This is a genomic window from Streptomyces sp. x-80, assembly GCF_046549095.1.
Classification (GTDB): Bacteria; Actinomycetota; Actinomycetes; order Streptomycetales; family Streptomycetaceae; genus Streptomyces; species Streptomyces celluloflavus.
In genome coordinates, this window is record NZ_JAJPWM010000032.1 from 20,195 (window position 1) to 46,887 (window position 26,693).

33 protein-coding genes are annotated in these 26,693 nt (G+C 71.6%); 19 read left to right on the forward strand and 14 right to left on the reverse strand.

The features are described from left to right. Window positions 1-2: 2 nt before the first annotated feature. On the reverse strand, window positions 3-428 hold the full coding sequence (gene dtd, locus ACLJWH_RS38490) for a D-aminoacyl-tRNA deacylase (protein ID WP_052855986.1): 426 nt from the start codon (window positions 426-428) through the stop codon (window positions 3-5). 174 nt (window positions 429-602) lie between these two features. Between dtd and ACLJWH_RS38495 the strand changes: the two genes are divergently transcribed. The 5 genes from ACLJWH_RS38495 (at window position 603) to ACLJWH_RS38515 (ending at window position 5,357) form a co-directional block, all read left to right on the forward strand. Then, window positions 603-1,271, forward strand: a complete 669-nt coding sequence (locus tag ACLJWH_RS38495; RefSeq protein ID WP_411146462.1) for an ABC transporter substrate-binding protein — start codon at window positions 603-605, stop codon at window positions 1,269-1,271. Between the two features lie 47 nt (window positions 1,272-1,318). Next, window positions 1,319-2,323 carry an asparaginase gene (locus ACLJWH_RS38500; protein WP_411146463.1) on the forward strand — a complete coding sequence of 335 codons (1,005 nt, stop codon included), beginning with the start codon at window positions 1,319-1,321 and terminating at the stop codon, window positions 2,321-2,323. Window positions 2,324-2,466: 143 nt separating this feature from the next. Then, complete coding sequence (locus tag ACLJWH_RS38505) at window positions 2,467-3,708, forward strand: GNAT family N-acetyltransferase (RefSeq protein ID WP_411146464.1); 1,242 nt, start codon at window positions 2,467-2,469, stop codon at window positions 3,706-3,708. Window positions 3,709-4,151: 443 nt separating this feature from the next. Continuing rightward, entirely contained in the window at window positions 4,152-4,583 is a 432-nt protein-coding gene (locus tag ACLJWH_RS38510) for an ankyrin repeat domain-containing protein (RefSeq protein ID WP_411146465.1), read from the forward strand. 207 nt (window positions 4,584-4,790) lie between these two features. After that, window positions 4,791-5,357 (forward strand): NADPH-dependent FMN reductase, encoded by a 567-nt coding sequence (locus ACLJWH_RS38515; RefSeq protein ID WP_411146466.1) that lies wholly within the window; start codon window positions 4,791-4,793, stop codon window positions 5,355-5,357. 11 nt (window positions 5,358-5,368) lie between these two features. On the opposite strand, the gene ACLJWH_RS38520 is transcribed toward ACLJWH_RS38515, so the two are convergent. Next, a complete protein-coding gene (locus ACLJWH_RS38520; protein ID WP_411146467.1) occupies window positions 5,369-5,950 on the reverse strand; it encodes a TetR/AcrR family transcriptional regulator in 582 nt (193 codons plus the stop codon). Window positions 5,951-6,169: 219 nt separating this feature from the next. Between ACLJWH_RS38520 and ACLJWH_RS38525 the strand changes: the two genes are divergently transcribed. The 3 genes from ACLJWH_RS38525 to ACLJWH_RS38535 all read left to right on the forward strand — a co-directional run bounded on the left by ACLJWH_RS38525 (window position 6,170) and on the right by ACLJWH_RS38535 (window position 7,909). Further along, window positions 6,170-6,583: a VOC family protein gene (locus ACLJWH_RS38525; protein WP_411146468.1), complete on the forward strand. Its 414-nt coding sequence runs from the start codon at window positions 6,170-6,172 to the stop codon at window positions 6,581-6,583. Between the two features lie 519 nt (window positions 6,584-7,102). Further along, window positions 7,103-7,366 (forward strand): GNAT family N-acetyltransferase, encoded by a 264-nt coding sequence (locus ACLJWH_RS38530; protein WP_411146469.1) that lies wholly within the window; start codon window positions 7,103-7,105, stop codon window positions 7,364-7,366. Window positions 7,367-7,555: 189 nt separating this feature from the next. Beyond that, the gene (locus tag ACLJWH_RS38535; RefSeq protein WP_411146470.1) at window positions 7,556-7,909 is read left to right on the forward strand and encodes a winged helix-turn-helix transcriptional regulator; all 354 of its coding nucleotides are present in this window, start codon (window positions 7,556-7,558) and stop codon (window positions 7,907-7,909) included. Between the two features lie 120 nt (window positions 7,910-8,029). Here the strand turns inward: ACLJWH_RS38535 and ACLJWH_RS38540 are convergent, their stop codons facing one another. Next, entirely contained in the window at window positions 8,030-8,890 is an 861-nt protein-coding gene (locus ACLJWH_RS38540) for a class I SAM-dependent methyltransferase (RefSeq protein WP_411146471.1), read from the reverse strand. 118 nt (window positions 8,891-9,008) lie between these two features. On the opposite strand from ACLJWH_RS38540, the gene ACLJWH_RS38545 reads away from it, so the two are divergent. Continuing rightward, window positions 9,009-9,398: a VOC family protein gene (locus ACLJWH_RS38545; protein ID WP_411146472.1), complete on the forward strand. Its 390-nt coding sequence runs from the start codon at window positions 9,009-9,011 to the stop codon at window positions 9,396-9,398. 191 nt (window positions 9,399-9,589) lie between these two features. On the opposite strand, the gene ACLJWH_RS38550 is transcribed toward ACLJWH_RS38545, so the two are convergent. The 5 genes from ACLJWH_RS38550 to ACLJWH_RS38570 all read right to left on the reverse strand — a co-directional run bounded on the left by ACLJWH_RS38550 (window position 9,590) and on the right by ACLJWH_RS38570 (window position 12,438). After that, on the reverse strand, window positions 9,590-9,916 hold the full coding sequence (locus ACLJWH_RS38550) for a winged helix-turn-helix domain-containing protein (protein ID WP_411146473.1): 327 nt from the start codon (window positions 9,914-9,916) through the stop codon (window positions 9,590-9,592). Next, a complete protein-coding gene (locus tag ACLJWH_RS38555) occupies window positions 9,913-10,332 on the reverse strand; it encodes a hypothetical protein (RefSeq protein WP_411146474.1) in 420 nt (139 codons plus the stop codon). Before ACLJWH_RS38555 ends, ACLJWH_RS38550 begins: the two co-directional genes overlap by 4 nt. A gap of 149 nt (window positions 10,333-10,481) precedes the next feature. Continuing rightward, window positions 10,482-11,051, reverse strand: coding sequence for a GrpB family protein (locus tag ACLJWH_RS38560; protein ID WP_411146475.1), 570 nt, complete (start codon window positions 11,049-11,051; stop codon window positions 10,482-10,484). A 248-nt stretch (window positions 11,052-11,299) separates the two neighbouring features. After that, on the reverse strand, window positions 11,300-12,316 hold the full coding sequence (locus ACLJWH_RS38565; RefSeq protein ID WP_411146476.1) for a YdcF family protein: 1,017 nt from the start codon (window positions 12,314-12,316) through the stop codon (window positions 11,300-11,302). After that, window positions 12,313-12,438: a hypothetical protein gene (locus ACLJWH_RS38570; RefSeq protein WP_411146477.1), complete on the reverse strand. Its 126-nt coding sequence runs from the start codon at window positions 12,436-12,438 to the stop codon at window positions 12,313-12,315. Before ACLJWH_RS38570 ends, ACLJWH_RS38565 begins: the two co-directional genes overlap by 4 nt. Window positions 12,439-12,825: 387 nt before the next feature. Between ACLJWH_RS38570 and ACLJWH_RS38575 the strand changes: the two genes are divergently transcribed. From ACLJWH_RS38575 to ACLJWH_RS38585, 3 genes are all read left to right on the forward strand, one after another. Next, window positions 12,826-13,302, forward strand: a complete 477-nt coding sequence (locus ACLJWH_RS38575) for a helix-turn-helix domain-containing protein (protein ID WP_411146478.1) — start codon at window positions 12,826-12,828, stop codon at window positions 13,300-13,302. Window positions 13,303-13,396: 94 nt separating this feature from the next. Beyond that, window positions 13,397-13,951: a hypothetical protein gene (locus tag ACLJWH_RS38580; RefSeq protein WP_411146479.1), complete on the forward strand. Its 555-nt coding sequence runs from the start codon at window positions 13,397-13,399 to the stop codon at window positions 13,949-13,951. A gap of 193 nt (window positions 13,952-14,144) precedes the next feature. Next, window positions 14,145-14,483, forward strand: a complete 339-nt coding sequence (locus ACLJWH_RS38585) for a DUF2516 family protein (RefSeq protein ID WP_411146480.1) — start codon at window positions 14,145-14,147, stop codon at window positions 14,481-14,483. Window positions 14,484-14,576: 93 nt separating this feature from the next. Here ACLJWH_RS38585 and ACLJWH_RS38590 read toward each other — a convergent pair whose 3' ends face one another. Further along, window positions 14,577-16,163 carry a PP2C family protein-serine/threonine phosphatase gene (locus ACLJWH_RS38590; RefSeq protein ID WP_411146481.1) on the reverse strand — a complete coding sequence of 529 codons (1,587 nt, stop codon included), beginning with the start codon at window positions 16,161-16,163 and terminating at the stop codon, window positions 14,577-14,579. A gap of 153 nt (window positions 16,164-16,316) precedes the next feature. Here ACLJWH_RS38590 and ACLJWH_RS38595 point away from each other — a divergent pair, with 153 nt between their 5' ends. Further along, complete coding sequence (locus ACLJWH_RS38595; RefSeq protein WP_411146482.1) at window positions 16,317-16,472, forward strand: hypothetical protein; 156 nt, start codon at window positions 16,317-16,319, stop codon at window positions 16,470-16,472. A gap of 12 nt (window positions 16,473-16,484) precedes the next feature. On the opposite strand, the gene ACLJWH_RS38600 is transcribed toward ACLJWH_RS38595, so the two are convergent. After that, window positions 16,485-17,582 carry an NlpC/P60 family protein gene (locus ACLJWH_RS38600; RefSeq protein WP_411146503.1) on the reverse strand — a complete coding sequence of 366 codons (1,098 nt, stop codon included), beginning with the start codon at window positions 17,580-17,582 and terminating at the stop codon, window positions 16,485-16,487. Between the two features lie 470 nt (window positions 17,583-18,052). Between ACLJWH_RS38600 and pstS the strand changes: the two genes are divergently transcribed. The 4 genes from pstS (at window position 18,053) to pstB (ending at window position 22,243) form a co-directional block, all read left to right on the forward strand. Further along, the gene (pstS, locus tag ACLJWH_RS38605) at window positions 18,053-19,180 is read left to right on the forward strand and encodes a phosphate ABC transporter substrate-binding protein PstS (protein ID WP_411146483.1); all 1,128 of its coding nucleotides are present in this window, start codon (window positions 18,053-18,055) and stop codon (window positions 19,178-19,180) included. Between the two features lie 145 nt (window positions 19,181-19,325). Next, the gene (pstC, locus tag ACLJWH_RS38610; protein WP_411146484.1) at window positions 19,326-20,324 is read left to right on the forward strand and encodes a phosphate ABC transporter permease subunit PstC; all 999 of its coding nucleotides are present in this window, start codon (window positions 19,326-19,328) and stop codon (window positions 20,322-20,324) included. Beyond that, window positions 20,321-21,409 carry a phosphate ABC transporter permease PstA gene (pstA, locus tag ACLJWH_RS38615; protein ID WP_411146485.1) on the forward strand — a complete coding sequence of 363 codons (1,089 nt, stop codon included), beginning with the start codon at window positions 20,321-20,323 and terminating at the stop codon, window positions 21,407-21,409. Before pstC ends, pstA begins: the two co-directional genes overlap by 4 nt. A 57-nt stretch (window positions 21,410-21,466) precedes the next feature. Next, window positions 21,467-22,243 carry a phosphate ABC transporter ATP-binding protein PstB gene (pstB, locus tag ACLJWH_RS38620; protein ID WP_411146486.1) on the forward strand — a complete coding sequence of 259 codons (777 nt, stop codon included), beginning with the start codon at window positions 21,467-21,469 and terminating at the stop codon, window positions 22,241-22,243. Between the two features lie 128 nt (window positions 22,244-22,371). Here pstB and ACLJWH_RS38625 read toward each other — a convergent pair whose 3' ends face one another. Together ACLJWH_RS38625 and ACLJWH_RS38630 are read right to left on the reverse strand one after the other, a co-directional pair. Next, window positions 22,372-23,370 carry an anion permease gene (locus ACLJWH_RS38625; protein WP_411146487.1) on the reverse strand — a complete coding sequence of 333 codons (999 nt, stop codon included), beginning with the start codon at window positions 23,368-23,370 and terminating at the stop codon, window positions 22,372-22,374. Between the two features lie 9 nt (window positions 23,371-23,379). Further along, entirely contained in the window at window positions 23,380-24,000 is a 621-nt protein-coding gene (locus ACLJWH_RS38630; RefSeq protein ID WP_052855961.1) for a DUF47 domain-containing protein, read from the reverse strand. Between the two features lie 194 nt (window positions 24,001-24,194). On the opposite strand from ACLJWH_RS38630, the gene ACLJWH_RS38635 reads away from it, so the two are divergent. Beyond that, a complete protein-coding gene (locus ACLJWH_RS38635; protein ID WP_411146488.1) occupies window positions 24,195-24,596 on the forward strand; it encodes a metal-sensitive transcriptional regulator in 402 nt (133 codons plus the stop codon). A 28-nt stretch (window positions 24,597-24,624) separates the two neighbouring features. On the opposite strand, the gene ACLJWH_RS38640 is transcribed toward ACLJWH_RS38635, so the two are convergent. Beyond that, on the reverse strand, window positions 24,625-24,885 hold the full coding sequence (locus ACLJWH_RS38640) for a hypothetical protein (protein ID WP_411146489.1): 261 nt from the start codon (window positions 24,883-24,885) through the stop codon (window positions 24,625-24,627). 281 nt (window positions 24,886-25,166) lie between these two features. Continuing rightward, on the reverse strand, window positions 25,167-26,036 hold the full coding sequence (locus ACLJWH_RS38645; protein ID WP_411146490.1) for a hypothetical protein: 870 nt from the start codon (window positions 26,034-26,036) through the stop codon (window positions 25,167-25,169). Window positions 26,037-26,254: 218 nt separating this feature from the next. Between ACLJWH_RS38645 and ACLJWH_RS38650 the strand changes: the two genes are divergently transcribed. After that, complete coding sequence (locus tag ACLJWH_RS38650) at window positions 26,255-26,527, forward strand: hypothetical protein (RefSeq protein WP_411146491.1); 273 nt, start codon at window positions 26,255-26,257, stop codon at window positions 26,525-26,527. Window positions 26,528-26,693: the final 166 nt, after the last annotated feature.

A 26,693-nucleotide genomic window follows, 5' to 3' on the forward strand; every position in this document is an offset into this window, starting at 1 on the left:
CCTCACACCTCCACGAGCACCGTGAACGGCCCGTCGTTCGTCAGCGACACCTTCATCTCGGCGCCGAACCGCCCGGTCTCCACCCGGGCGCCGAGCGCCCGCAGCTGCGCGACGACCTCGTCGACCAGCGGCTCCGCGACCGGGCCGGGGGCCGCCGCGTTCCAGGTGGGGCGGCGGCCCTTGCGGGCGTCACCGTAGAGAGTGAACTGGCTGATCACCAGCAGCGGCGCCCCGGTGTCCGAGCAGGACTTCTCGCCCTGGAGGATGCGCACCGACCACAGCTTGCGGGCGAGCTGCGCCGCCTGCTGCGCGGTGTCGCCGTGGGTGACCCCCACCAGCACGCACAGCCCTTCGCCGACGATCTCGCCGACCGTCGCGCCCGCCACCTCGACGCGTGCGCCGTCCACCCTCTGCACCACAGCTCGCATACCGGCCATCATGCCGGGCGGCGGACAGGGCCCGGACAGCAGTACCCCGCAGGGGCCGTTCGGGTGCCATCGCACTGCGCGCGGACCGCCCAGAGTGGCACGATGCGTGCACCCGGTGCGTTTCACGGACAACATGCCCTGGATGCCGCACCGGACGAGGGGACGGAACGACTCATGAGCACTGCCGGATCCGGGCAGACACCCGGTCCCGTACCACCCGCCCGTACGGCGCCGGCCGCCCGTACGACGACCACGACAACGGCTCGCGTCGAGCCCGCCCGCACCGAGGATGGCTCCATGCCCCAGGCAGGCCAGGCGCGGCCCCCCCGCCCGCCGCAGCAACGCGACGGCAGCCGCCCGGCCGCACACCCCGGTCTGTCCGGTCTGGGCCTGCCCGAGCTGCGGATGGTGCGGCGTGACTCCCAGCGGGAGGAGGCCGATCTGAGCTATCTGCGGCGGCTGCTCCAGGGCCGGATCGACATTCTGCGGGCCGAGACCGCCCGCCGGGCGACCCCGCTCACGCCCCTGCTGGAGCGCCTGCCGGAGATCCTGACGGACCTGCCGTCGCGGCACCGTTCCTCGGCCCGGCATGTGACGCTCGGGACGCCGCAGAGCGCGGAGTACCGCAAGCTGGCCGAGGAGATGCTCGGCGATGTCGAGCTCTCCGATCTCACCGCCCGTACGGACCGGGAACTGCACGACGCGATGCGCCGGCTGATCCGCTACGAGCGGCAGGTCTCCCAGCGCCGTCAGTCCTTGCAGCGGACGGCCGACGATTGCAGCGGCGAGATTGCCCGCAGGTACCGTGAAGGCGAAGCACAAGTAGACGACCTGCTGTCCTGACCTGCCACAAGCTCTCGGGGCCTGGTCAGGATCCCGGAAGGCCGCCGATGACCTCGCCCACCCCGATACCCGAGCCGTCCCCGGACGCCGCCCCGCCCGCCCCGGGCCCCGCGGCGTCCCCCGTTCTCGCCGAGGTCGTCCGGTCCGGCTTCGTCGAGGGGCGGCACCGCGGCTCGCTGGTGGTGCTGGCGGCCGACGGCTCCGTGGAGTGGGCGCTGGGTGACGTCACCGCCCCGGTCTTCCCCCGGTCGGCGAACAAGCCGATGCAGGCCGCGGCCGTGCTGCGGGCGGGCCTGGAGCTGTCCGGCGAGCGGCTGGCGCTGGCCGCCGCGAGCCACTCCGGTGAGCCCTTCCATCTCGCTCTCGTACGGACCATGCTGACCGAGTACGGCCTGCCCGCCGACCGGCTCCAGACACCGCCCGACCTGCCGCTGGACCCGCAGGAGGCGGAGCGCTACCTGGCGTCCGGCCAGGTGCGCGACCGGCTCGCGATGAACTGCTCCGGCAAGCACACCGCCATGCTGGCCGCCTGTGCCCGCAACGGCTGGCCGCTCGACTCCTATCTCGACCGGGACCACCCGCTCCAGCGGCTGGTCCTGGAGGACGTCCGCGCGGCGAGCGGCGAGGAGGTCGCGCACATCGGTACGGACGGCTGCGGGGCGCCGCTGATGTCGCTGTCGCTGACCGGTCTCGCCCGCGCCTTCCGGCACTTCGTCCTGGCGGCGCCGGGCACGCCGGAGCGGCGGGTCGCGGACGCGATGCGCGCCCACCCCGAGTACGTCGCCGGCACCCGCCGCCCCGACACCTGGCTGATGCAGGAGCTGCCCGGCACCCTGTCGAAGATGGGCGCCGAGGCCGTACAGGCCCTGGCGCTGCCGGACGGCCGGGCGCTGGCCTTCAAGATCGATGACGGTGCGACCCGCGCCCTCGGCCCGGTCCTGGGCCGCGTCCTGCGCACGATGGGGATCGACGCCCCCGTCCTGTCCAGGATCGAGGACGCCCCGCTGACGGGCGGCGCCGAACGGGTCGGCGAGATCCGCGCGGTGTTCTGACCACCGCCCCGCCCGGCGTTCCGGCACCGCTCCGAGGGGCGTTCCCGACGGCGTTCGGAGCAGCGGCCGGAGCGGCGCCGGAGCGGTGCCGGAGCGGTGAAAACACCACGGCGCCCCGCCAGTTGGCCGGATACCGTACGGAAATGAGCCTTGAGATCCGTACCGTGCACGACGACGACATACCCGGCTGGATTCTGGCCCTGTCGACGGGGCTGCTGCGCCCGCCGGTGGTCTCCGCGGAGGAGATCGCCTACCGCCGCGCGGACTACGAGCCGGAGCGGACCCAGGGGGCGTTCGACCGCGGCCGCTGCGTCGCCACCTTCCGCAGCTTCGCCCAGGAGCTGACGGTGGTGGGCGGCGCGCGGCTGGTCTCGGACGCCGTCTCGAACGTGACCGTCTCCCCCACCCACCGGCGGCGCGGCGTGCTCAGCCGGATGATGGAGCGCGATCTGCGGGCCGCCAAGGAGCGCGGCGACGCGGTCTCCTCCCTCATCGCCGCCGAGTACCCGATCTACGGGCGGTTCGGCTACGGCCCGGCGGCCTGGACCACCTCCTGGCGGATCGACGTCCGCCGGGCCGGGATCGACCCCCGCCACGCCGGCCCGGAGAGCGGCGGCCGGATCGACTTCGCCTCCGCCGAGGAGGTCTGCGCGCTCGGCCCGGCGCTGCACGACCGGTTCCGCGCCCTGACGCCGGGCGCGGTCTCCCGTCCCGGCCAGTGGTGGGAGCGGGCGACCGGCCTCGTCCGCTTCCCGAACCACCCCTCGCCGGAGCGCCAGCACGTCGTCTACCGCTCCCCCTCCGGCGAGGTCGAGGGCCTGGCCGACTACGTCATCAAGGAACGCTGGGAGGCCAAGCAGCCGCAGAACACCGCGCAGGTCCACCGGCTGATCACCACCACGCCAGCCGCCGAGCGCGCCCTGTGGCGCTTCCTGTGCTCCATCGACTGGGTGCTGCACGTCGACACCGGCCGCCGCGCCCCCGACGATCTGCTCCCGCACCACCTGGGCGACCCGCGGGCGGCGGCCGTCCAGGAACACGCCGACTATCTCTGGCTGCGCCCGCTGGACGTGCCGCGCCTCCTGGAAGCCCGTGCCTATCCGGTGTCCGGCTCGCTCGTCCTGGAGGTCGAGGACCGGGCCGGCCTGGCCGGCGGCCGCTTCCTGCTCGACGCCGGACCGGACGGCGCCACCTGCGCCCCCACCACCCGCTCCGCCGATCTCACCCTGGACGTGGGCGAGTTGGCCGCCCTCTACCTGGGCGACACCCCCGCCTCCCGCCTGGCCGCACTGGGCCGCGTCCACGAGGAACGCCCCGGCGCCCTCCGCACCGCCGACACCCTGCTGCACACCGCACGGCGCCCGTGGTGCCCGGACATCTTCTGAGGCGCGGGCGCCCCCGTACGCGTGCCCCGTACACGTGCCCGTACGCATGTCATGCCCGCGCAGAGGCCCCACGGCGGGAAAGCCACCCACCCCGGCCGGCCGGAGGGGACGCACCGGGGTGTCCCCGCGGGGACGGGCGCAAATGCCTGGGTACCTCCGCGCACGTACCCAGGTGCGCACCGCCCGTGGGGGCACCCCCGGCTGGCGGCTGGGGGGAGCGATACCCCGGTGCGTCCCCTCCGGTCCCACCCACCCCGCGAACGCCCCGCCCGAGCCGAGCGGCGGCCCGCCGGTCGCCGCGTTCCGGCACGCTCCGACAGACACCGGCCATCCCTCGCCGCGCACCGTGCCCCCGCGGCCATGGCCTGCATAAGGTGGCGACGACACCGTGCACCACCCACGGCACACCACTTACCACCCATCACAGCAGGAGGCCGGCGACCATGAGCGATGCGAAGAGCGAGCCGCAGGGGCCCGAGGCGATCGAGCACGCACACGACCCCGAGGTGCTACAGCTCGCGGCCAAGGTGTTCGACCTGGCGCGGCACGGCGACACCGACACCGTCGCCGCCTACGTCGACGCGGGCGTACCCGCCAACCTGACGAACGACAGTGGTGACTCCCTGGTGATGCTCGCCGCCTACCACGGCCACGCCACCACCGTGGAGGCGCTGCTGCGGCGCGGCGGTGACGCCGACCGCGCCAACGACCGGGGTCAGACACCGCTCGCCGGTGCGGTCTTCAAGGGCGAGGACGAGGTCATCCGGATCCTGCTCGCCCACGGCGCGGACCCGACGGCCGGGACGCCGTCGGCGGTCGACACCGCCCGGATGTTCCAGAAGACGGAGCTGCTGGCGCTGTTCGGCGCCGAGTGACCGACGGCAGGGCCCCTGGCATACGGCGGACGACGGACGCTTGACCTCAACAAAACTTGAGGTCTTAGCGTCGGCATCGACGGCAACACCGCCGCTCACCCGCAGCCGCGCACCCGCGCCCCGCGCTCAGCCACCGGCGCGCTCACCACGGCGCGTCCGCGGTCACCCGCGCACGCGGTCACGCGCGCACGCCACGAAGGGCCCCCGATGTCCGAGCACCGCTACACCCTCGCAGTGATCGTCGGCAGCACCCGGGAAGGCCGGTTCGCGCCGGTCATCACGGACTGGTTCACCCAGCACACCGCGAACCACCCGGGCATCGACGTCGATGTCATCGACCTGGACACCGTCCGTCCGTACGAACTCCGCCACGGCAGCGAGGAGTACGACGCCTTCGCCGGGCGGGTCGCGGCAGCGGACGCGTTCGTCGTGATCACCCCGGAGTACAACCACTCGTTCCCGGCCCCGCTCAAGCACGCGATCGACCTGCTGCGCGCGCAGTGGCAGGCCAAGCCGGTGGGCTTCGTCTCGTACGGCGGGATCTCCGGCGGGCTGCGCGCCGTCGAGCAACTGCGCCTGGTGTTCGCCGAGTTGCACGCGATGACGGTGCGCGAAACGGTGAGCTTCGCACTCGCCGGGAACCTCTTCGACGACGACGGCCGCCTGCACGACCCCGCCCCCGCGCACCAGGCCGCCGACGCCCTGCTCCACCAGCTCGGCTGGTGGGCGCTGGCCCTCCGCGACGCCCGCGCGGCCCGCCCCTACGGCGCCTGACGCCCCACCCCCTACCCCTCCGGCGGCCCGATCGTCCGCTCGACCAGGGCGGCGATCAGCCCGTCGGTCTCCTCGGCCGGCACCACCCCTGGCAGCGTCAGCTGCTCCAGCATCAGCCCGGTCATCGCGAGATAGGTCAGCAGCACAGCGGTGCGGTCACCCGGCAGCCCGCCCTCCTCATGGAAGCGGAGGTCGTCGTCGAGCGTCTCGCGAATGACCCGGGTCAGCTCCTCCTGGAGCTCGGGCCGCCGCGTCGCCTCCAGGCGCAGCTCCAGCATCGCCAGATAGCCGGTGCGCTGCGCCGCCACCCGGCGGTTGATCCACCCCATCAGCTCGACCACCAGCGCCCGGCTCGGCGGGGCCTTCATGACCTCGGCGACCTCCGCCGGGTCGGGCGCGATCCGCTGGTGGATCTGGCCGGTGACCTGCGCCAGCAGCGCGTCCCGGCCGGCGAAGTAGTTGGATGCGGTGCCGTTGGGCACCCCGGCGGCCACGTCGACGGCGCGGAAGGTCAGCCCCCGCGCACCGTCCCGCGCCAGCACCTCGATCGCGGCGTCCACCAACGCCGTACGCCGCTCAGGGTTACGCGCCATCCGACCCGTCTCCTTCCACACCGAATGTCACTCCGCGAACCGAACCGGCCCGAACCGGCCCGATCCGGAACCGGCCCGCGAAGCCGATCCCCGAATCTTCCCGGATCTTCCCGAATCCACTTGCAACCACTACAGAAAGAGTACTACAACTGGAGTGGTTAGCCCGGATCGCGGCGCACCCAGCAGCCCGCGGCAACGGAGAACGGAAAGAGAGCCCGTATGCGCTTCGCCAAGATCGGCACCGCCCTGCTCACCGACGACGTCGCCGCCAGCACGCGCTTCTACGTCGACCACTTCGGCTTCCGCACCCTCGCGGACCTGGGCTGGTACACCACGCTCCAGCACCCCCAACACCCGGACTTCACCCTGGACTTCGTCCAGCGCGGGCACGCCTCCATGCCCGCGGACTTCCGCGCCCAGGAGGCCGGCGGCGTCCTGCTCGGCTTCCTCGTGGCGGACGCCGAGGCCGAGGAGGCCACCCTGCGCGCGGCCGACGTCCCCATCGCGGAACCCCTGCGCGACGAGCCCTGGGGCCAGCGCCGCTTCAACGTCTGGAGCCCCGAGGGCGCCCTGATCGAGGTGCTCCAGACCATCGACCCCGACCCGGACTGGATGGCCGCGCATGGACTGTGACCCCGGCAGCCGGTGGCCGTCCGCCGGCGGGCGGCAAAGGGGATGCCCCTCCGGCCACGGCGCTGGCCTCCCGCCATGACCTGGGACGAAGGACGGCTGCTGGCCCTGGAAGTCGACGCGATCCACGGACCCACCCCGGCCTCGGGCGACCGTACGGCGACCGTGCGGGACAGGACGGTGCGGGCGGTACGGGCCTGGTCGCCCCGCGCACGGCACTGGCCCTGGCGCCGGACGTCGACGCTCCCGCTGTCCTCGCCGACCGCGAGCAGGAGTACGCACCGGGCGAGCCGCCACGCGCACTCGCCGCTCTGGCCGCGGCCCTTGACGACCGGACGGCATCGGTGGCGGGCGGCCCCTGTTTCGTCCTCCCGGAGCGGCTCGCCGTCCACGCCCCGGCCCCGCTGCCCCTCCTCGTCGCGGACACCGAAGGGCGGTACGCGGCACAGCGCCTGAACCGTCCCGACAACTGGCAGCCCGGAGTGGGCCGAGCTGATCCACGGGGAGACGGGCGAGTGGGCGATGGCCGTGCACGACAACTCGCCGGTCTCCATCTGCCACTCCCCGGCATCGAACGACACCGCGGCGGAGGCGGGCATCTGGACCCGGGCCGACTTCCGCGGTCGCCGCCTCGCCCCCGCCGTCGTAGCGGCCTGGTCGCGGCGCGAACGCCGCAACAAGGAGGTGCTCCTCTACAGCACCACGGCCGCCAATCACGCCTCCCGGTCGGTCGCGCGCACCCTCGGGCTGACGCCACTGGGCCGGATCTGGACGGTCCGCACCTGACGGCACCCCGGCCCCGGGCCCCGGGCCCCGGGGAACATCGGACGGGCGACCACCGTTGTCCCGTATCGCGGCCACCGGCACAGCCGGCGCCCATCGTGGACCGCCGGACCGAACGACATCGCGCGACGACGCGACGGCAGCACGACGACAGCGCGACGGCAGACGAACGACAGACAGGGGACACATCTCATGGGTGCACGCAACGGTCCGTACACCTGCGGTGTGGACGCGGCCGTGGACGTCATCGGCGGGAAGTGGAAGGTCCTGCTGCTGTGGGCGCTGGCCGAGCAGCCGCGACGGTTCGGCGAGCTGAAGCGGGAACTGCCGAAGATCAGCGAGAAGGTGCTCAGCCAGCAGCTGCGCGAACTGGAGGCGGACGCCATCGTGCACCGCGAGGTCTACGCGCAGATCCCGCCGAAGGTCGAGTACTCCCTCACCGACCTCGGCGCTTCGCTCAACGAAGCCCTGTCGCCGCTCGGCGCCTGGGGCCGCGCCCATATGGCACACCTGGAGGCCACCTACCCGCAGCGTCACCCCGCTTGAGGTCCGCCCCTCCCCGCACCCGGTCCGCCACCCCGCCGTCCGCGACACCGCGTTCACGACACCGTGTCCGCGCGCGGCGACCGGCGCGCAGGGCGAGCCCGCACGCCGATCGCCGCCGTCTCATCCCCGGCGCACCGTCGCGACATGCACCCGCATCGCGCACGGAATCCGGCCGTCCGGCAGCGCCGTCGCCGCCGACTCCGCCTCGAACCGGGCCCGGAGCTCGGCCGTGGCCCCGGCGCCGAACAGGCCGAGATCGTAGATGCCGCTCACCGTCTCCCACACCTGTTCCGGCGAACCGGTCAGATCGATCACCACGGTCTCCCACTCCGCCGGGCCGAACCCGGCGGGCCCGAAGACCTCGTCGAACCCTTCGCGGCTACGGAGTCGCCGGTCCCCCAGGAGCGGAATCCGCTTCGCCGCCGGCGCCGCGTCGAACAGCGGCCGCGCCAGCCGCAGAAACCTCTCGTATGCCTCGTCGCCACCGGGCCCGCCGCCCAGGACCGCGGCCAGTACGCCGCCCGGCTCCAGCACCCGCGCCAGTTCCGCCGCCACCTGCTCGGCGTCGCTCATCAGCATCAGCGCCATATGAGACACACAGCCGTCGAACTGTCCATCCGCGAAGGGGAGTTGCTGCGCCCGTCCGACGCGCAGATCGGCTCGCCCGACGCCCGGACGGCGGCGCGCCAGAACCAACTCCTCGGCAGAGAGATCCAGTCCGGCAAGCGCCCGCCCGCGACCGTCGCGCCCCCGTTCGCTCCCGCCGCTCCCCCGCTCCTCTCCCGCCTCGGCCAGCAGCTCCAGCAACAGCCCGTCGCCGCAGGCGAGATCCAGCACCCGGTCGCGGCCGGCCATCCGGTCCCGCAGGATCGCGTAGCTGGACCGGCCGTCCGCCGCCCGGCCGCGGGACATCGCCCGCGCGGTCACCGCCGGATGCGAGGCGTGGAACGTCCGCAGAAACACTTCCTGTTCCGTCGTCATCCGCCGATCCTAGGAGGCCACCGTTCCCGCCGACCGGCGTTCGCCCGCTTCCCCGTCGCCCCTCCGGAGACGGGACGGGACATCGCCGCGGCGGCCCCGCCCACCCCGGGAGCACACGATGACCATCACCCTCAACCACACCATCGTCCCCGCCACCGACCACCGCGCCGCCGCCCAGTTCTTCGCCTCGGTGATGGGACTGCCGGAACTCCCGCCGGACGGCCGCGACGGGCACTTCGCCCCCGTCCGCGTGAACGAAACGCTCACCCTCGACTTCATGACGGTCGACGTACCGGCCGACGGGCCTGCCGTGGGCCATCACCTGGCCTTCGACGTCGACCCCGGGACGTTCGACGCGATCCGCACCCGCCTCCGGGCGGCCGGCGTCCCGTACGGCGACGACCCCGCCCGGCCGGACAACGGCCGTACCGACCACCCGCTGTGCGCCCGCGGCCTGTACTTCACCGACGACGCCCACAACCTCTACGAGGTCATGTCCCCGGCGTAGTACGCGATCCGGTCACCGGCGCACGGGCCCTCGGCGGTTCGGCCGTACGGCGCGGGCGCCGGGGTTCTCCTCCAGGTACGCCCGGGTACGCCGGCCGCCAGCCGCCAGCCGCCGGGTGCCGGGTGCCGGGATCGGCGCCCCAACGCCCACCCGACCGGAGGCACGGTGAAGAGATCCGCCGCCATCCGCCCCTACGCGTCCGCGACATCGCCTCCCGCGATCGCCCGCAAGGCGTCGCAGTGGGCGGCGAAGGCGGCGCGGCCGTCCGCGGTGAGTGCGAGCCAGGTACGCGGGCGTTTGCCCACGTACCCCTTGGTGACCGCGACATAGCCGGCCTTCTCCAGGGTGGCCACCTGCCGCGACAGCACCGAATCGCTCACCTCGACGGTGTCCCGGACGAAGGCGAACTCGGCCTTGTCGGCGGCCGCCAGGGTCGCCATGACCGAGAACCGGACCGGCGCGTGAATCACCTCGTCGAGCCCGTGGCGCGGATGGGTGCCGGGCCCCGGACGCGTCACCGCCGGGCCGCCAGGAAGCCGCCGACCAGACCGGGCAGCGCCACGGCCACCGCGCCCGGCACCCACCAGGCCACGACGCCCGGGAACCAGATCACGCCGCCGGTCAGTACCCCGCCGTACAGCAGCCCCCAGGTGGCGATCAGACCGCCGTGCCGCAGCGCGAACCCGCGGCCGACGACGCGCTGCCTGGCCGAATAGACCGACAGCCCCGCGATCACCACGACCCAGAACCCGACGCCGAGCGCCACGCCGTACGGATGGCGCAGCAGCCCGATGGCGAGCACGCAGATGGCGGCCGCGCAACCGAAGATCACTTGATAGCGGACATACCACCGCCCGCCACCGCGCACGCTGGAGCCCAGTTCCCGCGCACGGGCCAGTGCGTCCGACGCATCCTTCGCCGCGTACTCGGACATGCCTGCCTCCCCTGTCAGATGACGATGGTTCAACAATGCCAAGTACTTTCCAAATTGACAAGTACCTTCCATCGCCACAACTGCGCATCGGCGGGCCGCACCACACCGCATCGCACCGGAGCGACCACACCGCGCGGCGCGGCGCCGCCTCACGGCATCACCCACCCCGTCTCGGCGGCCCACCGCTCCGCCGCGCCCATCAGGACATCCGTGGCGGGGGCCTTGATCTGCCCGTAGTCCAGCAGGTCGGGCACGCTGATCGACAGGCGCCGCTTGAACGCGCCCCACGCCCGCCGCGCGTCCGCGTCGGCCCGCAGATAGTCGCGGAAGAGCAGCGCGTAACGGGAGTTGGGCCCACCGCTCTCCCGTAGGTGCACATTGCAGGGGCGCTCCCCGGCCGGTGGCGCGAAGACGAGCTTGGCGCAGCGCCGTCCGGCGGTGATCTCCGTACGGTTCCACGGCTCGGGCCGGCAGCGGAAGCCGATCGCGGCGAGCAGCGGAACGTCCCGGGCCGCATCGACCGACCGCATCCGGACCTGCACATCGACGCAGTCCTTCGCCGGCAGCCCGGGAACCGACGTCGATCCCACATGGTCGACCGCCACCGCGAGATCCCCCAGCGCGGCCCGCAGCCGCCCGGCCAGCCGCTCGAACTCCTCGGCCCACGCCGCCTGGTACGCCACCACGGCGACCGGCCGCCGCTCATCGGGAAAAGGCATGCCCGGACGCTACCGGCTACCGGCTACCGGCTACCGGCTACCGGCTACCGGCTACCGGCTACCGGCTACCGGCTACCGGCTACCGGCGCGGACAACGCCCGAGCGGTCCCACCGGACGAGGCCCGGCAGCGTGGCAGGGGAGCAGGGCGGCAGCGCGTACGGCGGTACGGCGGCAGCGCGGTACGGCGACCGTCAGGCGGCGGGCGGTGATGAAGTCCGTACGGCCGCGGGAGCGACGCGGGCGGCGGTCAGCCGAGCCACCAGGCGAGCAGACCGCAGAGGGCGAGCAGACCGCAGACGGTGAAGTTGACGGGCTTGTGCTGGAGGAAGACCGCGACGAATTCGCGGATGGTCGCGCTCGGCCAGAAGTACGCGGCCGTCGGCGAGCCCACCACCTGGCCGTTGACACCGGTCTTCCGGGCCATCAGGGCGGCCCGGAAGGCATGGAAGTTGTTGGTGACGATCACGCATGAGTAGTCCGGCCCGGCCGCCGACATGATCGCCTTGCTGTACTCCAGATTCTCCTCGGTGGTGCGGGACTTGTCCTCGCGCGTTATGTGCTCGGCGGGGAAACCGCGCCCGGTGAGGTAGTCGGCCATGGCATGGGACTCGGGGAGCCGCTCGTCCGGGCCCTGGCCGCCGGAGGTGATGAGCACCGGCGGGTTGCCGCGCGCCGCCTGCGCCTCATGCACCTTGCGCGCGCGTTCGAGGCGGCTGGCGAGCAGCGGCGGAACCTTTGTGCCGCCGATCAGACCGGAGCCGAGCACCACCACGAAGTCGATGTCGCGGCGCGGCTGCATCCGGCCGTACAGGAAGGCGTACCCGACGAAGCAGAAGAAGAGGAACGACACATAGCCGACGATCAGCAGAAGGGTGCCGGCGACGACCGCCAGCCCGCGGGAGTGCGTGACGGCGGCCGTGACCAGCAGTCCCATGAGGCCGAAGATGCCGAGACCGGCGAGAAAGGAAAGCAGGTTCGCCGGGCGCCGCCCCTCCTTGCGGATCATCTTCACGCCGTTGGCCAGGAGGAACACCGGCAGGACGAGAGCGCCGAGGAAGGGGACGGCCAGGAGGACCGCGACCACCAGCAGCGCCAGGACCGGATGACCGCTGTCGCCGGCACTGGCGAGCACCGGCAGCAGGGCGAACATCAGGCAGATGACGGCGAGCCCCAGATAGACGGCGTTGCTGAAGCGCCGGCGGTCCCGCAGAACGCCGAAGCCGAAAAGAACGAGAAACAAGGCCGCAGGGGCAAAGGCGATCACGCCCGCATCGTACGCAACACGGGCACCACCACCTCAGCCGCCGACGGCACCGGCCCCTCCGCACACCAGCGGGCGCGCGGTTCCGGCTCCTGCTCCTGCTCCTGCTCCTGCTCCTGCTCCACTGTCCGTTCCAGATAGATCTGGCGAAGGCCAGCAGCCCTGATCTGCGCCGACCAGTACCCACCGCACCAGTTGCCCTGCCCTCGGAAAGCCGGGACCCGGCGCTGGGACCGTACCGACTCGAACCGCACCGACCGGAGACGTCCCTGTCCGGTCTCGCTGAAGGTGAGGCGGGCTAACGCGCTGACCTGGGGTGCCTCATGTTGAGCGAGACACAGCAGCAAATGCCCGAGACTGAGCGAGACGTGCCACCGGATGCCTAACGAAGACCGGGACTGCCTCAACTTCGCAGAGACGGGTCAGTCCCGAAGACCCCCGCCCACGTGTCCCCCACCACTTTTGCTAGCACCTGCTTGCAATAGTTAGCAATCATGGCGCACCATCGGGGCATGGCCTCACTCAACGTCGGCAATCTCGGCGAGTTCCTGCGGGAGCAGCGGCGCACGGCGCAGCTGAGTCTGCGGCAGCTCGCGGATGCCGCCGGGGTGTCCAACCCGTACCTCAGCCAGATCGAGCGCGGTCTGCGCAAGCCGAGTGCGGACATCCTCCAGCAGCTGGCCAAGGCGCTGCGGATATCCGCGGAGACCCTGTACGTCCAGGCCGGGATCCTCGACGAGCGGCGGGGGCTGGACGGGGTCGAGGTACAGAGCGCGATCCTGACCGACCCGTCCCTGACCGAGAAGCAGAAGCAGGCCCTGCTCCAGATCTACGAGTCATTCCGCAAGGAGAACGGGCTCGGGAGCGAGAGTAGGGGCACCAGGACCGGCAGAAGCACCGAAGGCGCTGAAGGTACCGACAGCGCTCACAGTGCCGAAGACAACGGCGGCGGCGAGGGTGCCAAGGGCGGTGCCGCCGGCGGGCAATGAGGGTGCGGGCGGCGCGGACTCCCGTGAGGCGGCGGCCGAGGGCGGCCCGTACACCACCTGAGCGACCGATTTCGATTCCAGGAGGAACCACGTCATGGCCATCACCGATGACCTTCGTAAGACGCTGACCGACGCGACCCCGCTGTACGCCCTGGCCGGCACCGCCGACCTGGCGGCCGAGAAGCTCGGCGAGGTGCCGGCGCTGGTCGAGAAGATCCGGGTCGAGGCGCCCAAGCGCTTCGAGGCCGTCCGCGGCGCCGACCCGAAGGACGTTCAGGACCGGTTCACCAAGCAGGCGAAGGACGCCCAGGACAAGCTGACCGAGCTGCTGGGCTCGCTCGACACCGATCTGAAGAAGATCCGCGAGCAGGCGCAGGACCTCGCGTTGCAGGGCGTGGGCCGGGCCGCCGAGTACGCCGTCAAGGCGCGCGAGACGTATGACGAGCTGGCCGAGCGCGGTCGCGGCGCCGTGCAGTCCTGGCGTGGCGAGGCCGCCGACCAGGTCGAGGAGCTCGCGGTCGTCATCGAGCCGGAGCCGGTGGTCACGCCCGCGGCCGGCAACGGGGCCAACGCCAAGCCGGCCGCCGTGAAGAAGCCCGTGCCGCGCAAGCCGGCGGCGAAGAAGCCCACCCCGCCGACCGCGGAGTGAGCTCGCTCACCGTTCGCCGCCCGCCGGGCGGGCGGGTGGCGGGGCGGACGGGTAGCGGAGCGGGCGCGCGCCACGGCGGCGTGCACCGGATCCATGGGGCGGGCCGGGCACACTTCACGTGTCCGGCCCGTTCTCCGGGTACGGTGGGGCCGCGTAAGGCCGAGACGAACCGGATGAACGGACGGTGGGCAGCGTGTTGATCTACGGGTTCCAGAACGTCCTGGACTGGCTCCAGCTCGTTCTGGGCGTCTACGCGGCCGTGATGCTGATCGACGCGGCCGTGCGCCGTGAGGACGCCTATCGCGCCGCGGACAAGCAGTCCAAGGGCATGTGGCTGATTTTCCTCGTGATCGCCACCGCGCTGCTCTTCCTGCTCCCCCTGATGTCGTTCCTGCCGATCATGGGCGTCATCGCCGTGATCGTCTACACCGTCGACGTACGCCCGGCGATCAAGCAGGTCGCCGGCGGCGGCCCGCGGCGCGGCGGCTCCAGCTCGGACGGGCCCTACGGCCCCTACAACGGCGGTCGGTGAGCACAGACCGTACGGCCCCGCCGCTCCCGGGCGGGGCAGGGGCCGTTCGGCCCGGCGCCGCCCCGGCCGGCCGCCCCCGCTGCGCACCGCGCACTACTCCGTGCGGCCCTTCTCCCGCCGGTCCAGCAGCAGGACCGCCACATCGTCGGTCAGTTCCTCGCCATTGAGGGCGCGGACCTCCGTGACCGCCGCGTCGAGCAACTCCTCGCCCCGGAGACCGGACGCCATCTGACGGCTCACGAGGTCGGTCATCCCCTCCTGGCCGAGGCGCTGGTTGCCCTCCCCCGTCCGGCCCTCGATCAGACCGTCCGTGTACATCATCAGGCTCCAGGCGCCGCCCAGCTCGATCCGCCGGCGCGGCCAGCGGGCGTGCGGCAGCAGCCCGAGCGCCGGGCCGCCGGACTCGTAGGGCAGCAGCTGCGGCGGCCGTCCGGCGCGGGCCAGCAGGGGTGCGGGGTGGCCGGCCAGGCACAGGCCGGCGTGCCGGCCGTCCGGGGAGATGTCGACGGTGCACAGCGTCGCGAAGATCTCGTCGTCGGCGCGCTCGTGCTCCAGCACCTTCTGGAGCGTGGCGAGCAGTTCGTCACCGCACAGCCCGGCGAAGGTCAGCGCCCGCCAGGCGATACGCAGTTCGACGCCGAGCGCGGCCTCGTCCGGGCCGTGGCCGCAGACGTCGCCGATCATCGCGTGGACGGTGCCGTCCGGGGTGCGGACGGTGTCGTAGAAGTCGCCGCCGAGCAGCGCGCGGCTGCGGCCGGGGCGGTAGCGGGCCGCGAACCGCAGACCGGAGCCTTCGAGCAGGGGTGTGGGCAGCAGACCGCGCTCCAGGCGCGCGTTCTCCTGAGCCAGCATCCGGGACTCGGTGAGCTGGCGTTGCGCGCGGTCGGCGCGCTTGCGCTCGACCGCGTAGCGCACCGCGCGGCTCAGCACGGCGCCGTCCAGTTCGTCGCGGAAGAGGTAGTCCTGGGCGCCGACGCGGACGGCGGCGGCGGCCCGCTCGGCGTCCGTCTGGGAGGTCAGCACGAGGACGGCGTGCGCGGGCGCCATCCGCAGCACCTCGCGCAGTGCGTCCAGCTCGTCGCCGGGGCCGCATCCCTCCCCGGGACCGCGGGCGTCCCCGCGGCCGCGTACGTCGCCGGGATCGCACGCGTCGCCGGGGCCCCGCTCGTCGCTCGCCGCCCGCGCCGTCCGGCTCTCGCGCTCCGCCCGCGCCTCCCGGATGTCCCGGCTGTCGCGCTCCGGCGGGGCCAGGTCGAGCAGGATGCAGTGCACATCGTCGGTGAGCAGCCGCTCGGCCTCGGTGAGGTTCCGGGCGGTCCGCAGCCGGACCTTGTGGTCCGCACCGTCCCACAGTTCGGGGACGGGGCTGTTGGGGTCCGCGCCGATGAGGAGCAGGGTCAGGTCCTGCGGGAACGCGCCGTGGCCGGGCCGGTCCCCAGGGGTGTCGGGGGTGTCGGGGGTGGCGTCGCCGGCGGCCGGGTGAGCGGCCGCCGCCCCGTCCGTTCCGTCCGCCTGTTCCCGCCCGGCCGCCGGGTCCGCCGCCGGTGCACCCGCCGGGCGCGCGGCCGCCTTCGCCGGTCCGGCCGGGGCCCACGCCGCGTCCGCGCAGCCGTCGTCGTCCACCGGTCCTGCCTGGTGCGGCAGTACGACCGTCCGCCGGTCCGGCACGGGTACGGGCATTCCTCTGCTTCCTTCCCTCCCCAGAGGGTGCGGTGGTGCGCCGACGGCGCGCCACCGTGCCCGGTTCCACGCCGCTCGTCGTCACAGGAGCGAGGCGCCACCGGGCACTGAAAGGCGACCATAGCGTCAGTGCCGAGGGCGAGGGAATGACCGATGGCAATCGACCATCGTCATATGCCGTACCCCATAAGGGAAATGGCCTGGACAGGGCCCGGGAAGGCGGAAAAGGGAATGACGAAAATCACCCTGCCCGACCACATTCAGCCGCAGCCGGGCAACCCTCTGATAACGATCAATCCGGTCATTTAACGATCAATTCAACTACTTATCGGGCCGTACGATGCCCAGGATCGGCATCGAGCCGGCCCCGGTGATCGTGACCTGCCGGCCGGGCCGCGGGGCGTGCACGATCGCGCCGTCGCCGAGGTACATCCCGACGTGGCTGGCGTCCGCGAAATAGATGATCAGGTCACCGGGCCGCATGTCCTTGAGGGCAACCCTGGGCAGCTGGTGCCACTGCTCCTGCGAGGTCCGCGGGATCGTCTCGCCGCCGGCCTGCCAGGCCCGCAGGGTCAGCCCCGAGCAGTCGAAGGTGTCCGGCCCGGCCGCGCCCCACACATAGTTCTTGCCGATCTGTGACGTGGCGAACGAGATCGCTTTCTTGCCCTGTTCGGACGCTTTGCCGCTGATCTCTTTCAGCGCTCCGGAGTCGAGCCATTTCTGCTGCTTCAGGAATGCCTGATCCTCCTCCAGCTTCTTCAGCCGGTCTTTCTCCTTGGCGGCCAGCCGGGATTCCAGATCTTTCGCCGCATCGATCTTTTTCTTGATGTCCTGCTGCGCGCTCTCCTTCTTCTTGCGGTTCGCCTCCAGCACCTTCCAGCGTTCCGTGGCGGCCTTCGAATAGCCCTCCAAATCGCCCTTCGTCCGAGCGAGTTGGCTGATCACACCCTTGACCGCCTGCTGTCCTTTACGGACCAGCGTGGCATCGTCGAGAAAGCCCTCGGGATCGTCGCCCAGCATCAGCCGGGCCTCGGGGGGAAGGCCGCCGTCGCGGTACTGGGCACTGGCCAGCGCGCCCGCCCGGCGCTTGAGGACGGCCAGCTTCTGCTGTGTCGAATCGATGTTCCGCGCCAGCTTGACGATCTCTTTCTGCTGGAGCTCGACCTGCTCCCTGGCCCCGTTGAAGGCGTCGGTGGCCTGCTCCGCCTTGCGGTAGAGGTCCTCGATCTCCTTGCGGACGTCTTCCAGGCGCTTGTCCTCCGCGGCCGCCGGACCACCGCCCGGCGCGCCGCCACCGCTCTTGGCGTCACCGCCGGCGTCCCGGCCCGCTCCGCTCCCCGGTCCCGGATCCGCGTACGCGGCCGTCGCCGTCCCGCCGAGCAGCCCCATCGCGCACAGCACGACGGCCGTGCACGCCAGCACCCGGCCCCGCGTCCCGTGGCCGCCGACCCGCCCCCGGACTCTCCGTATGTCCGGCGCACCGAGCGCACCTCGTACGGCCCCTGTGTCCCGAACGCCCTGCCGTGTCCCCTGGCTCCCCACCAGTCACCTCCGGTCGTTCCGCACCGATTCGCGTGGTCCATCTCGCGCGGATGCTGCCATACCGGCTGGTAATTCGACAGGGTGACGGGCCGTTTCCCGCTGACTGCCGCCCACTTCCCGCAGCGCACCCACCTGACGGCCGAGGTTCACTCTGCGTTCACTCTCCTCCATCGGCGGCTTCACCTCTTCTGCCTAATTTCGGCCGTACCGAGTGAGCGGCAGGCCCTCAGGGCACTCGCGAACCGGCCGGCTGGCACCGCGGAGCGGCGACAGCCGCGAACGCGTCATCATCACGTCACCACCCCGCACGCCGAGCAGCGGCGCGCCCCAGGAAGGAACTCTCGACAGTGAAGCTTCAGCGCAAGAACCGGGTTCGCGCCCTCGCCGTTGGCGCTCTCGCCGTCTCCGGTGCCCTGGCCCTGACGGCGTGCGGCTCCGACGACGCCAGCGGCTCCAGCGGCAGCGGCACGTCCGCGAAGTCCGCCAGCATCAAGTGCGACGGCAAGGGCAAGCTGCTCGCGTCCGGCTCGTCCGCGCAGAAGAACGCCATGGACGTCTGGGTGCAGAACTACTCGGGCGCCTGCAAGGACACCGAGATCAACTACCAGGCCCCCGGATCCGGCGCCGGTATCACCACCTTCCTCCAGGGCCAGACCGCGTTCGCGGGCTCCGACTCGCCGCTCAAGCCCGAAGAGGTCGAGAAGTCCAAGAAGGTCTGCAAGGACGGCGGCCAGGCGATCAACCTCCCGATGGTCGGCGGTCCGATCGCGATCGGTTACCACATCCCCGGCGTCGAGAACCTGGTGCTGGACGCCCCGGCCCTCGCCAAGATCTTCGACTCGGAGATCACCAACTGGAACGACGCCGAGATCAAGAAGCTCAACCCGGACGCCAAGCTGCCGGACCTCAAGATCCAGGCGTTCCACCGCTCCGACGACTCGGGCACCACCGACAACCTCACCAAGTACCTCAAGGGCGCGGCCCCCGACGCCTGGAAGCACGAGCCGGCGAAGACCTGGGAGGGCAAGGGCGGCCAGGCGGCCTCCGGCTCGTCCGGTGTCGCCGCGCAGGTCAAGCAGAACGCCGGCGCCATCTCGTACTTCGAGCTGTCGTACGCGACGGCCGGCAAGATCCCGACCGTCAAGCTGAACACCGGTGCCAAGGCGCCGGTCGAGGCCAACGTCGACAACGCCTCCAAGGCGATCGCCGAGGCCAAGCAGGTCGGCAAGGGCAACGACCTCGCGCTGAAGCTCAACTACACCACCAAGGCCGAGGGCGCCTACCCCCTCACCCTGGTCACGTACGAGATCGCCTGCGACAAGGGCAACAAGGCCGAGACGCTGCCCGCGACCAAGTCCTTCCTGACCTACGCCGCCAGCGCGGACGGCCAGAACGCCCTCAAGGCGCTGGGTTACGCCCCGATCCCCACCGAGATCGTCGAGAAGGTCCGCAAGACCGTCGCCACGCTCTCCTGACCCACCGGGCGGCGGCCCCCACGACGCCGTACGGCCCCCGGGCCCGCCTCCCCGGCCCCGGACCGTACGGCCCCCGGGCCCGCCGCCGCCCGTCCGGTGCACCGCCGCGCCAGGAGCCCCGCCGGCTCCGCAGACCGGAGAAACCATGACTTCAGCAACCCCGACAGCCGACATCCCCCCACCACCGCGGACCGACGCGCCCTCCACCGTCTCCGGCAGGGCCGTCCGCCCCGGTGACCGGATCTTCCTCGGGCTCTCCCGCGGCTCCGGTATCGCCCTCCTGGTGATCATGGGCGCCATCACGGTGTTCCTCACCTACCGGTCGGTGATCGCCCTCTCCGGCGACCACGCGAACTTCTTCACCACCTTCGACTGGAACGCCACCGGCACGGAGCCGAAGTTCGGCATCGCGGTGCTCGCCTTCGGCACCGTCGTCAGCTCGGTGATCGCGATGGTCATCGCCGTCCCGGTCGCGGTCGGCATCGCGCTGTTCATCTCGCACTACGCGCCGCGCAAGCTGGCCTCGCCACTGGGCTACGTCATCGACCTGCTCGCCGCGGTGCCCAGCATCATCTACGGCCTGTGGGGCGCGCTCTTCCTCGTCCCGCACCTGAGCGGCCTCTACAGCTGGCTGGACGACTACCTCGGCTGGACGGGCATCTTCCGGTACGGCGACGGCGCGGCCCGGTCGCTCTTCACCGTCGGCATCCTGCTCGCGATCATGATCCTGCCGATCGTCACCAGCGTCAGCCGCGAGGTCTTCCTCCAGGTGCCGCGGATGCACGAGGAGGCTGCCCTGGCACTCGGCGCCACCCGGTGGGAAGTCATCCGGATGTCGGTGCTCCCCTTCGGCCGCTCCGGCATCATCAGCGCCTCGATGCTGGGCCTGGGCCGCGCGCTCGGCGAGACGATGGCCGTCGCCACGGTCCTCTCCCCCAGCTTCCTCATCAGCGCGAGCCTGCTGGACCCGGGCGGCGGCACCTTCGCCCAGAACATCGCGAGCAAGTTCAACGAGGCCGACGACTTCGGCCGGGACGCCCTGATCGCCTCCGGCCTCGTCCTCTTCGTGATCACGTTGCTCGTCAACGGCGCGGCCCGGCTGATCATCGCCCGCCGCAAGGAGTACTCGGGAGCCGCATCATGAGCGACGTCATGACCGACCGCCGCCCGCTCACCGAGCAGCCCGACGGCACCCCGCTCCCGGTCTCCCTCCGCCAGGCCCGGCTGCCCCGCTGGACCCCGGCCGCGCTCGCGCTGGTCTCGGCCGCCCTGGGCACCGGCATCGGTCTCGTCGGGGGCCTGGACAGCAGGATCCAGTGGGGCCTGATCGCCGCCCTGCTCTTCATCGCCGGTACGTTCGCGCTGGCCGCCGGCGTCGAGGGCGCCCGGCAGGCCAAGGACCGGCTGGCCACCAGCCTGGTCTGGATCGCCTTCCTGCTCGCCGTCGTCCCGCTCGCCTCCCTGCTCTGGGAGACGGTCGCCCGCGGCACCACGGTCCTGGACGGTTTCTTCCTGTCCCACTCGATGGGCACCCTCCCGGACGCGCTGCCCGGCGGCGGTATCTACCACGCGATCATCGGCACCCTGGAGCAGGTGGGCCTGGCGACCCTGATCGCCGCACCGCTCGGGCTGCTGACCGCGGTCTACCTCGTCGAGTACGGGCGCGGCAGGCTCGCCAAGGTCGTCACCTTCTTCGTCGACGTGATGACCGGTATCCCCTCGATCGTGGCCGGTCTGTTCGTCCTCTCCGTCTGGATCCTGATCCTCGGCTTCGGCCCGTCCGGCTTCGCCGGCTCGATGGCCCTGGCGATCCTGATGATGCCGGTCGTCGTCCGCTCCACCGAGGAGATGCTCAAGCTCGTCCCCAACGAGCTGCGCGAGGCGTCCCTCGCCCTCGGTGTCCCGAAGTGGCGCACCATCCTCAAGGTCGTCCTGCCGACGTCGATCGGCGGCATCACCACCGGTCTGATGCTCGCCGTCGCCCGCATCACCGGTGAGACCGCCCCGGTGCTGCTCCTGGTGTGGGGCGCGAAGACGATCAACAGCAACCCCTTCGAAGGCGCCCAGCAGTCGCTCCCGCTGTATGTGTTCCAGCAGTGGCAGCAGGGCTCCGATGCCTCGTACGACCGCGCCTGGTCCGCGGCGCTCGTCCTCATCGCCTTCGTCATGATCCTGAATCTGGTGGCCCGCGGCATCGCCCGCTGGAAGGCCCCCAGGACCGGCCGCTAAGACGTCAGTCCGCGGCCTCGCCGCGTGGCTACCCGTACGAAAGAAGTAGTGATCCCCATGGCCAAGCGCATCGACGTCAGCGGCCTCTCCGCGTACTACGGCGGCCACAAGGCCATCGACGACATATCCATGACCGTCGAGCCGCGTTCCGTGACCGCCTTCATCGGCCCGTCCGGCTGCGGCAAGTCCACCTTCCTGCGCACCCTGAACCGGATGCACGAGGTCACCCCGGGCGGCCGCGTCGAGGGCAAGGTGCTGCTGGACGACGAGAATCTGTACGGCTCCGGCGTCGACCCGGTCGCCGTCCGCCGCACCGTCGGCATGGTCTTCCAGCGCCCCAACCCGTTCCCCACGATGTCGATCTTCGACAATGTCGCGGCCGGTCTGCGGCTGAACGGCACGCACAAGAAGAACGAGCTCAAGGACATCGTCGAGAAGTCCCTCAAGGGCGCCAACCTCTGGAACGAGGTCAAGGACCGCCTGGGCAAGCCCGGCTCCGGCCTCTCCGGCGGCCAACAGCAGCGGCTGTGCATCGCCCGCGCCATCGCGGTCGAACCGCAGGTCCTGCTGATGGACGAGCCGTGCTCGGCGCTCGACCCGATCTCCACCCTCGCCATCGAGGACCTGATCGGCGAGCTGAAGGAGCGCTTCACGATCGTCATCGTGACGCACAACATGCAGCAGGCCGCGCGGGTCTCGGACCGTACGGCCTTCTTCAACCTCGCGGCCGTCGGGCAGCCCGGCAAGCTGGTCGAGATCGACGAGACCGAGCGGATCTTCTCCAACCCGTCGGTCCAGGCCACCGAGGACTACATCTCCGGCCGCTTCGGCTAGAGCTGCCCGGCCGGGCCGGCCCCAGCACGTCCTGCGGTGCTGCATGGCGGTGCCACCGCATGACGAAGGGCCCGCCCCTCCTTCCCGGGGGGCGGGCCCGTCCTCGTACGCACTGCCGGCGCCGGCCGCTAGCCGAACGCCCCCTTGACGATCCAGTACGCCAGCGCCGCGACCAGCGCCGCCGCCGGCATCGTGATGAACCAGCCCATCACGATGTTCTTGGCGACCCCCCAGCGCACCGCGCGCGAGCCCTTGGTCGAGCCCACACCCATGATCGCGGAGGTGATGACATGCGTCGTGGAGATCGGCGCGTGGAACATGAACGACGCGGTGTACATGACCGACGCGGCCGTGGTCTCCGCGGCGAAGCCCTGCGGCGGGTCCAGTTCGATGATCCGCCGGCCGAGCGTGCGCATGATGCGCCAGCCGCCCGCGTACGTACCGAGCGAGAGGGTGATCGCGCAGGCCAGCTTGACCCAGATCGGGATCGCGTCGTTCTCGCCCTCGACATCGGCGATGACCAGGGCCATCACCACGACGCCCATGGTCTTCTGCGCGTCCTGGAGGCCGTGGCCGAGCGCCATGCCCGCGGCCGAGACCGTCTGGGCGATCCGGAAGCCGCGCTTGGCCTTGTGCGGGTTCGCCTTCCGGAACATCCACAGGATCACGACCATCACCAGATAGCCGAGTACCAGGCCGATGATCGGCGAGATGAACATCGGCAGCACGACCTTCTCGATCACCCCGCTCCAGATCACCTCCGTGCCGCCCGCCAGCGCCGCACCGACCATGCCGCCGAACAGGGCGTGCGAGGACGACGACGGCAGCCCGAAGTACCAGGTGACGAGGTTCCACACCACCGCGCCGAGCAGCGCGGCGAAGAGGATGCCCATCCCCTTGTTGCCCTGCGGCGTGGAGATCAGCCCTTCGCTGACCGTCTTGGCGACCCCGCTGCCCAGGAAGGCACCGGCGAGGTTCATCACCGCGGCCATCGCCAGCGCCGCCCGCGGGGTCAGCGCCCGCGTCGAGACCGAGGTGGCGATGGCGTTCGCGGAGTCGTGAAAGCCGTTCGTATATGTGAAACCGAGTGCGACCGCAATGGTCACGATGAGCGCGAAGGTGTCCATGGCCGGGGCTCAGGACTCCTTGACAGCGATGGTCTCGACCGTGTTGGCGACGTGCTCGAACGCGTCCGCCGCCTCCTCCAGGATGTCCACGATCTGCTTCAGCTTGAGCACCTCGATGGCGTCGTACTTGCCGTTGAAGAGATGCGCGAGCAGCTTGCGGTGGATCTGGTCGGCCTGGTTCTCCAGGCGGTTGACCTCGATCCAGTACTCGGTGAGGTTTGACATGGTGCGCAGATTCGGCATCGCCTCGGCGGTCAATTCCGCCGCCCGCGCCAGCACCTCGATCTGCTGGTCGACGCCCTTCGGCAGCTCCTCGACCTTGTAGAGGACGACCAGGTCGACGGCCTCTTCCATGAAGTCCATGATGTCGTCGAGCGACGAGGCGAGGTTGTAGATGTCCTCGCGGTCGAACGGCGTGATGAAGGAGGAGTTCAGCTGGTGGAAGACCGCGTGGGTAGCGTCGTCTCCCGCGTGCTCCGCCGCCCGCATCCTTTCGGCGATCTCTGCCCGCGCGGAGGCGTCCGCCCCGAGCAGTTCCATCAGGAGCTTGGAGCCCGTGACGATGTTGTCCGCGGAGGCGGCGAACATGTCGTAGAAGCTCGTCTCCCTGGGGGTCAGACGAAAGCGCACGTGAAATCCTCGGGGTGCATCGGATTCGGTCGGGTTGATGCTAGGCGCATCATCCAGCCACAGCTAACCGGCATTCCTTCAGTGTCGCCCATCGGACAGCATGCTCTGCACGGGGTACCGCCGGTGCCCGCGAAATTCGCTAACATATACCCACCAGGGGTATATGCACCGCCTAGATACCACGGGAGACGGCCATGACGACCACGGACGCCGACACCAACGGCCCCGCCGCAGCCGCCGCGGCCCCGCACACGCCGCAGCCGAAAACCGACCGTCAAGGCGACCCGAACGCCGTGACCAATCACGATCTGGGCATTCACGGCTACGCTCAGCAAAAGGACGCCCATCTCAAGCGGCTGCGCCGTATCGAGGGCCAGATCCGCGGCCTCCAGCGGATGCTCGAAGAGGACGTCTACTGCATCGACATACTCACCCAGGTCTCGGCGAGTACGAAGGGCTTGCAGTCCTTCGGCCTCCAGCTCTTGGAGGAGCATCTGCGGCACTGCGTCGCGGACGCCGCCGTCAAGGGACCTGACGCCATCGACGAGAAGGTCAAAGAGGCGACGAAGGCGATCGAACGGATGCTGCGCACCTGACGCTAGGGCGCCGGGACGCGGCCCCCGCCTAACGCGGGCGCCGTCCCGCCGGACCGGGCCGCCGCGGCAGCCGCTCCGCACGGCGCCCGGCCGGTCCGCCGTCCCCGCGCCCGCCCACGTCCAGCACCTCGTCGATACGGTCCGGACTGAGCCGATCCTCACTCGCGGACGCCGCCGCGATCATCAGCTCACCGGTCAGGTCGATCTCGACGAGGGCTACGTGGTCCGGCCCCGTCGCATGGCAGTGCGCGGCCACGTACCGCACCTCCTCCTCCGAGCGCCGTCCCACACCCCTGGTGGCTCCCGCCCAGCGTAGGGACGGGCGTACGCTCCGCGCATGGCACGGATGGACCATTTCCGCCCCCGGGCACACGTCCCCGGTCACCTCCCCGGCACGGGGGCGCACACGACCACCGGCCGGACTCGCGATACTCCGCGCCAGGGACGACGGGGCCCGACGGCGGCGGTGCGACGGCAGCGGGCAGATGACGGGACACGTACGGGACCAGGTACGGAACCGCCCCACAGCCATCGCCCCACAGTCACCGGACCGCGCCCAGCGCCTCCGCGCTACGACGCCGCGGAGGCGATCTCCCCGGCGTAGATGTCCCCCGCGGCCGGCAGTCGCACCGCCGCCTTCGCCCCGAACGAGTACAGCTCCGTCGTCGAGATCACCGACGCACCCCCGGGCGCACCGTTGGCGAAGCGGAACCGCTCCCGTACCCGGCGCAGCCGACCGGTCTCGTCCAGATACACGTCGAACGGCACGGCACTGGTGGTGAACCCTTTCTCCGCCGCCCGCAGCACGGACTTCACCCGCCCCGACGCCACGGCGGCCGCCGCCCCGATGTCCGTCGTCCCGCTGTAGTGCCGGACCGGCACCCCGCCCAGCCGCTGCTCCCCCCGGTACGTCACCTCCCGCGCCCCGCGCAGCAGTTCGGCGGCGACCAGCGGATCCGTCACGCCACCGGTGACCAGATTCCCGTCGGCCAGCGAGGCGATGTCCACCCGCACCCACTTGTCGGCCGGCACTCCCGCACCGCGGTTCTTCATGAAGAGCGCACCGGGCGCCAGAATCTCCGTGACCGGCGGATGCCCGCCGCCGTGCCCACCCGCCGGACCGGGCAGCACGACCCGCAGCTGACCGCTGCTCGTCCGGAAGTCGTAGCCGCCGGCGCCGCGGATGACCACGCGGGTGCCGCCGCTGGCGGTCTCCATCGCCGTACGGACCCTGGCGGAGCCGGCCCGGACCAGCGCGTCGGCGCTGCTGCGGACATCCTGGGCGGCCACCGCGGTCCGGCCGGACACCACCTGTTCACCGGCCGCGGCACCGCCCGGGGAACAACCCGTCGTCAGCAGCCCGGCCGTCAGCCCCGTCCCGCACGCCACGGCCACCGCGCCCGCGACCGCGCCGCCACTCCGTCTGTCCTGCACCACCATCGCGTACGAGCCCCCTCGGCCGCTGTGTTCGTGTTCCGGACGGTCATTTCTGCCGGTCCGGGCCGGCCGTGCCAGGTGGCCGGGCTGATCCCTGCGGGCTGATCCAGCCGACAGACCGTTCCCCCGGCCGCCGACCGGGCGTTTTGTCCACCGCTCCGTTCAACGACCGTTCCGGGGGCCCGTCACGCCCGGCCACCCCGGGCGCGTAGCGTGGCCGGGTGCCCGACCGAGCCCCCCAGGATCCGCCGCCAGGTCCCGCCCCCGTCCCCCACCACACCCCGGATTCCGCCCCGGCCGCACGGCCGGCCGACCCGGATCACGCCCCCGCGCGACAGCATCACGTCTCCACCACCGAACGCGGTTCCTTCTGCCTGGCCCGCTGCGACTGCGGCTGGTCGGGCCCGGCCCGCCGCGCCCGCTCCCAGGCCCGTACGGATGCCACCCGCCATCTGACCGACCACCACACACCCGCCGAACACCCCCCGGAGTAGCCCGGCCCGCGTGCCTCCACGTGGCCTCGCCCCGGCCTCCCGACGCCGCCCTCGCCGATCGCCCAGTGCCCCACCGGCCACCGAAGCCCGGAGAACGCCGACGGCCCGGCCCCCGTGAAAGGGGCCGGGCCGTCCGAACCGTCCGCGCCGTCAGACCTTTCAGTTC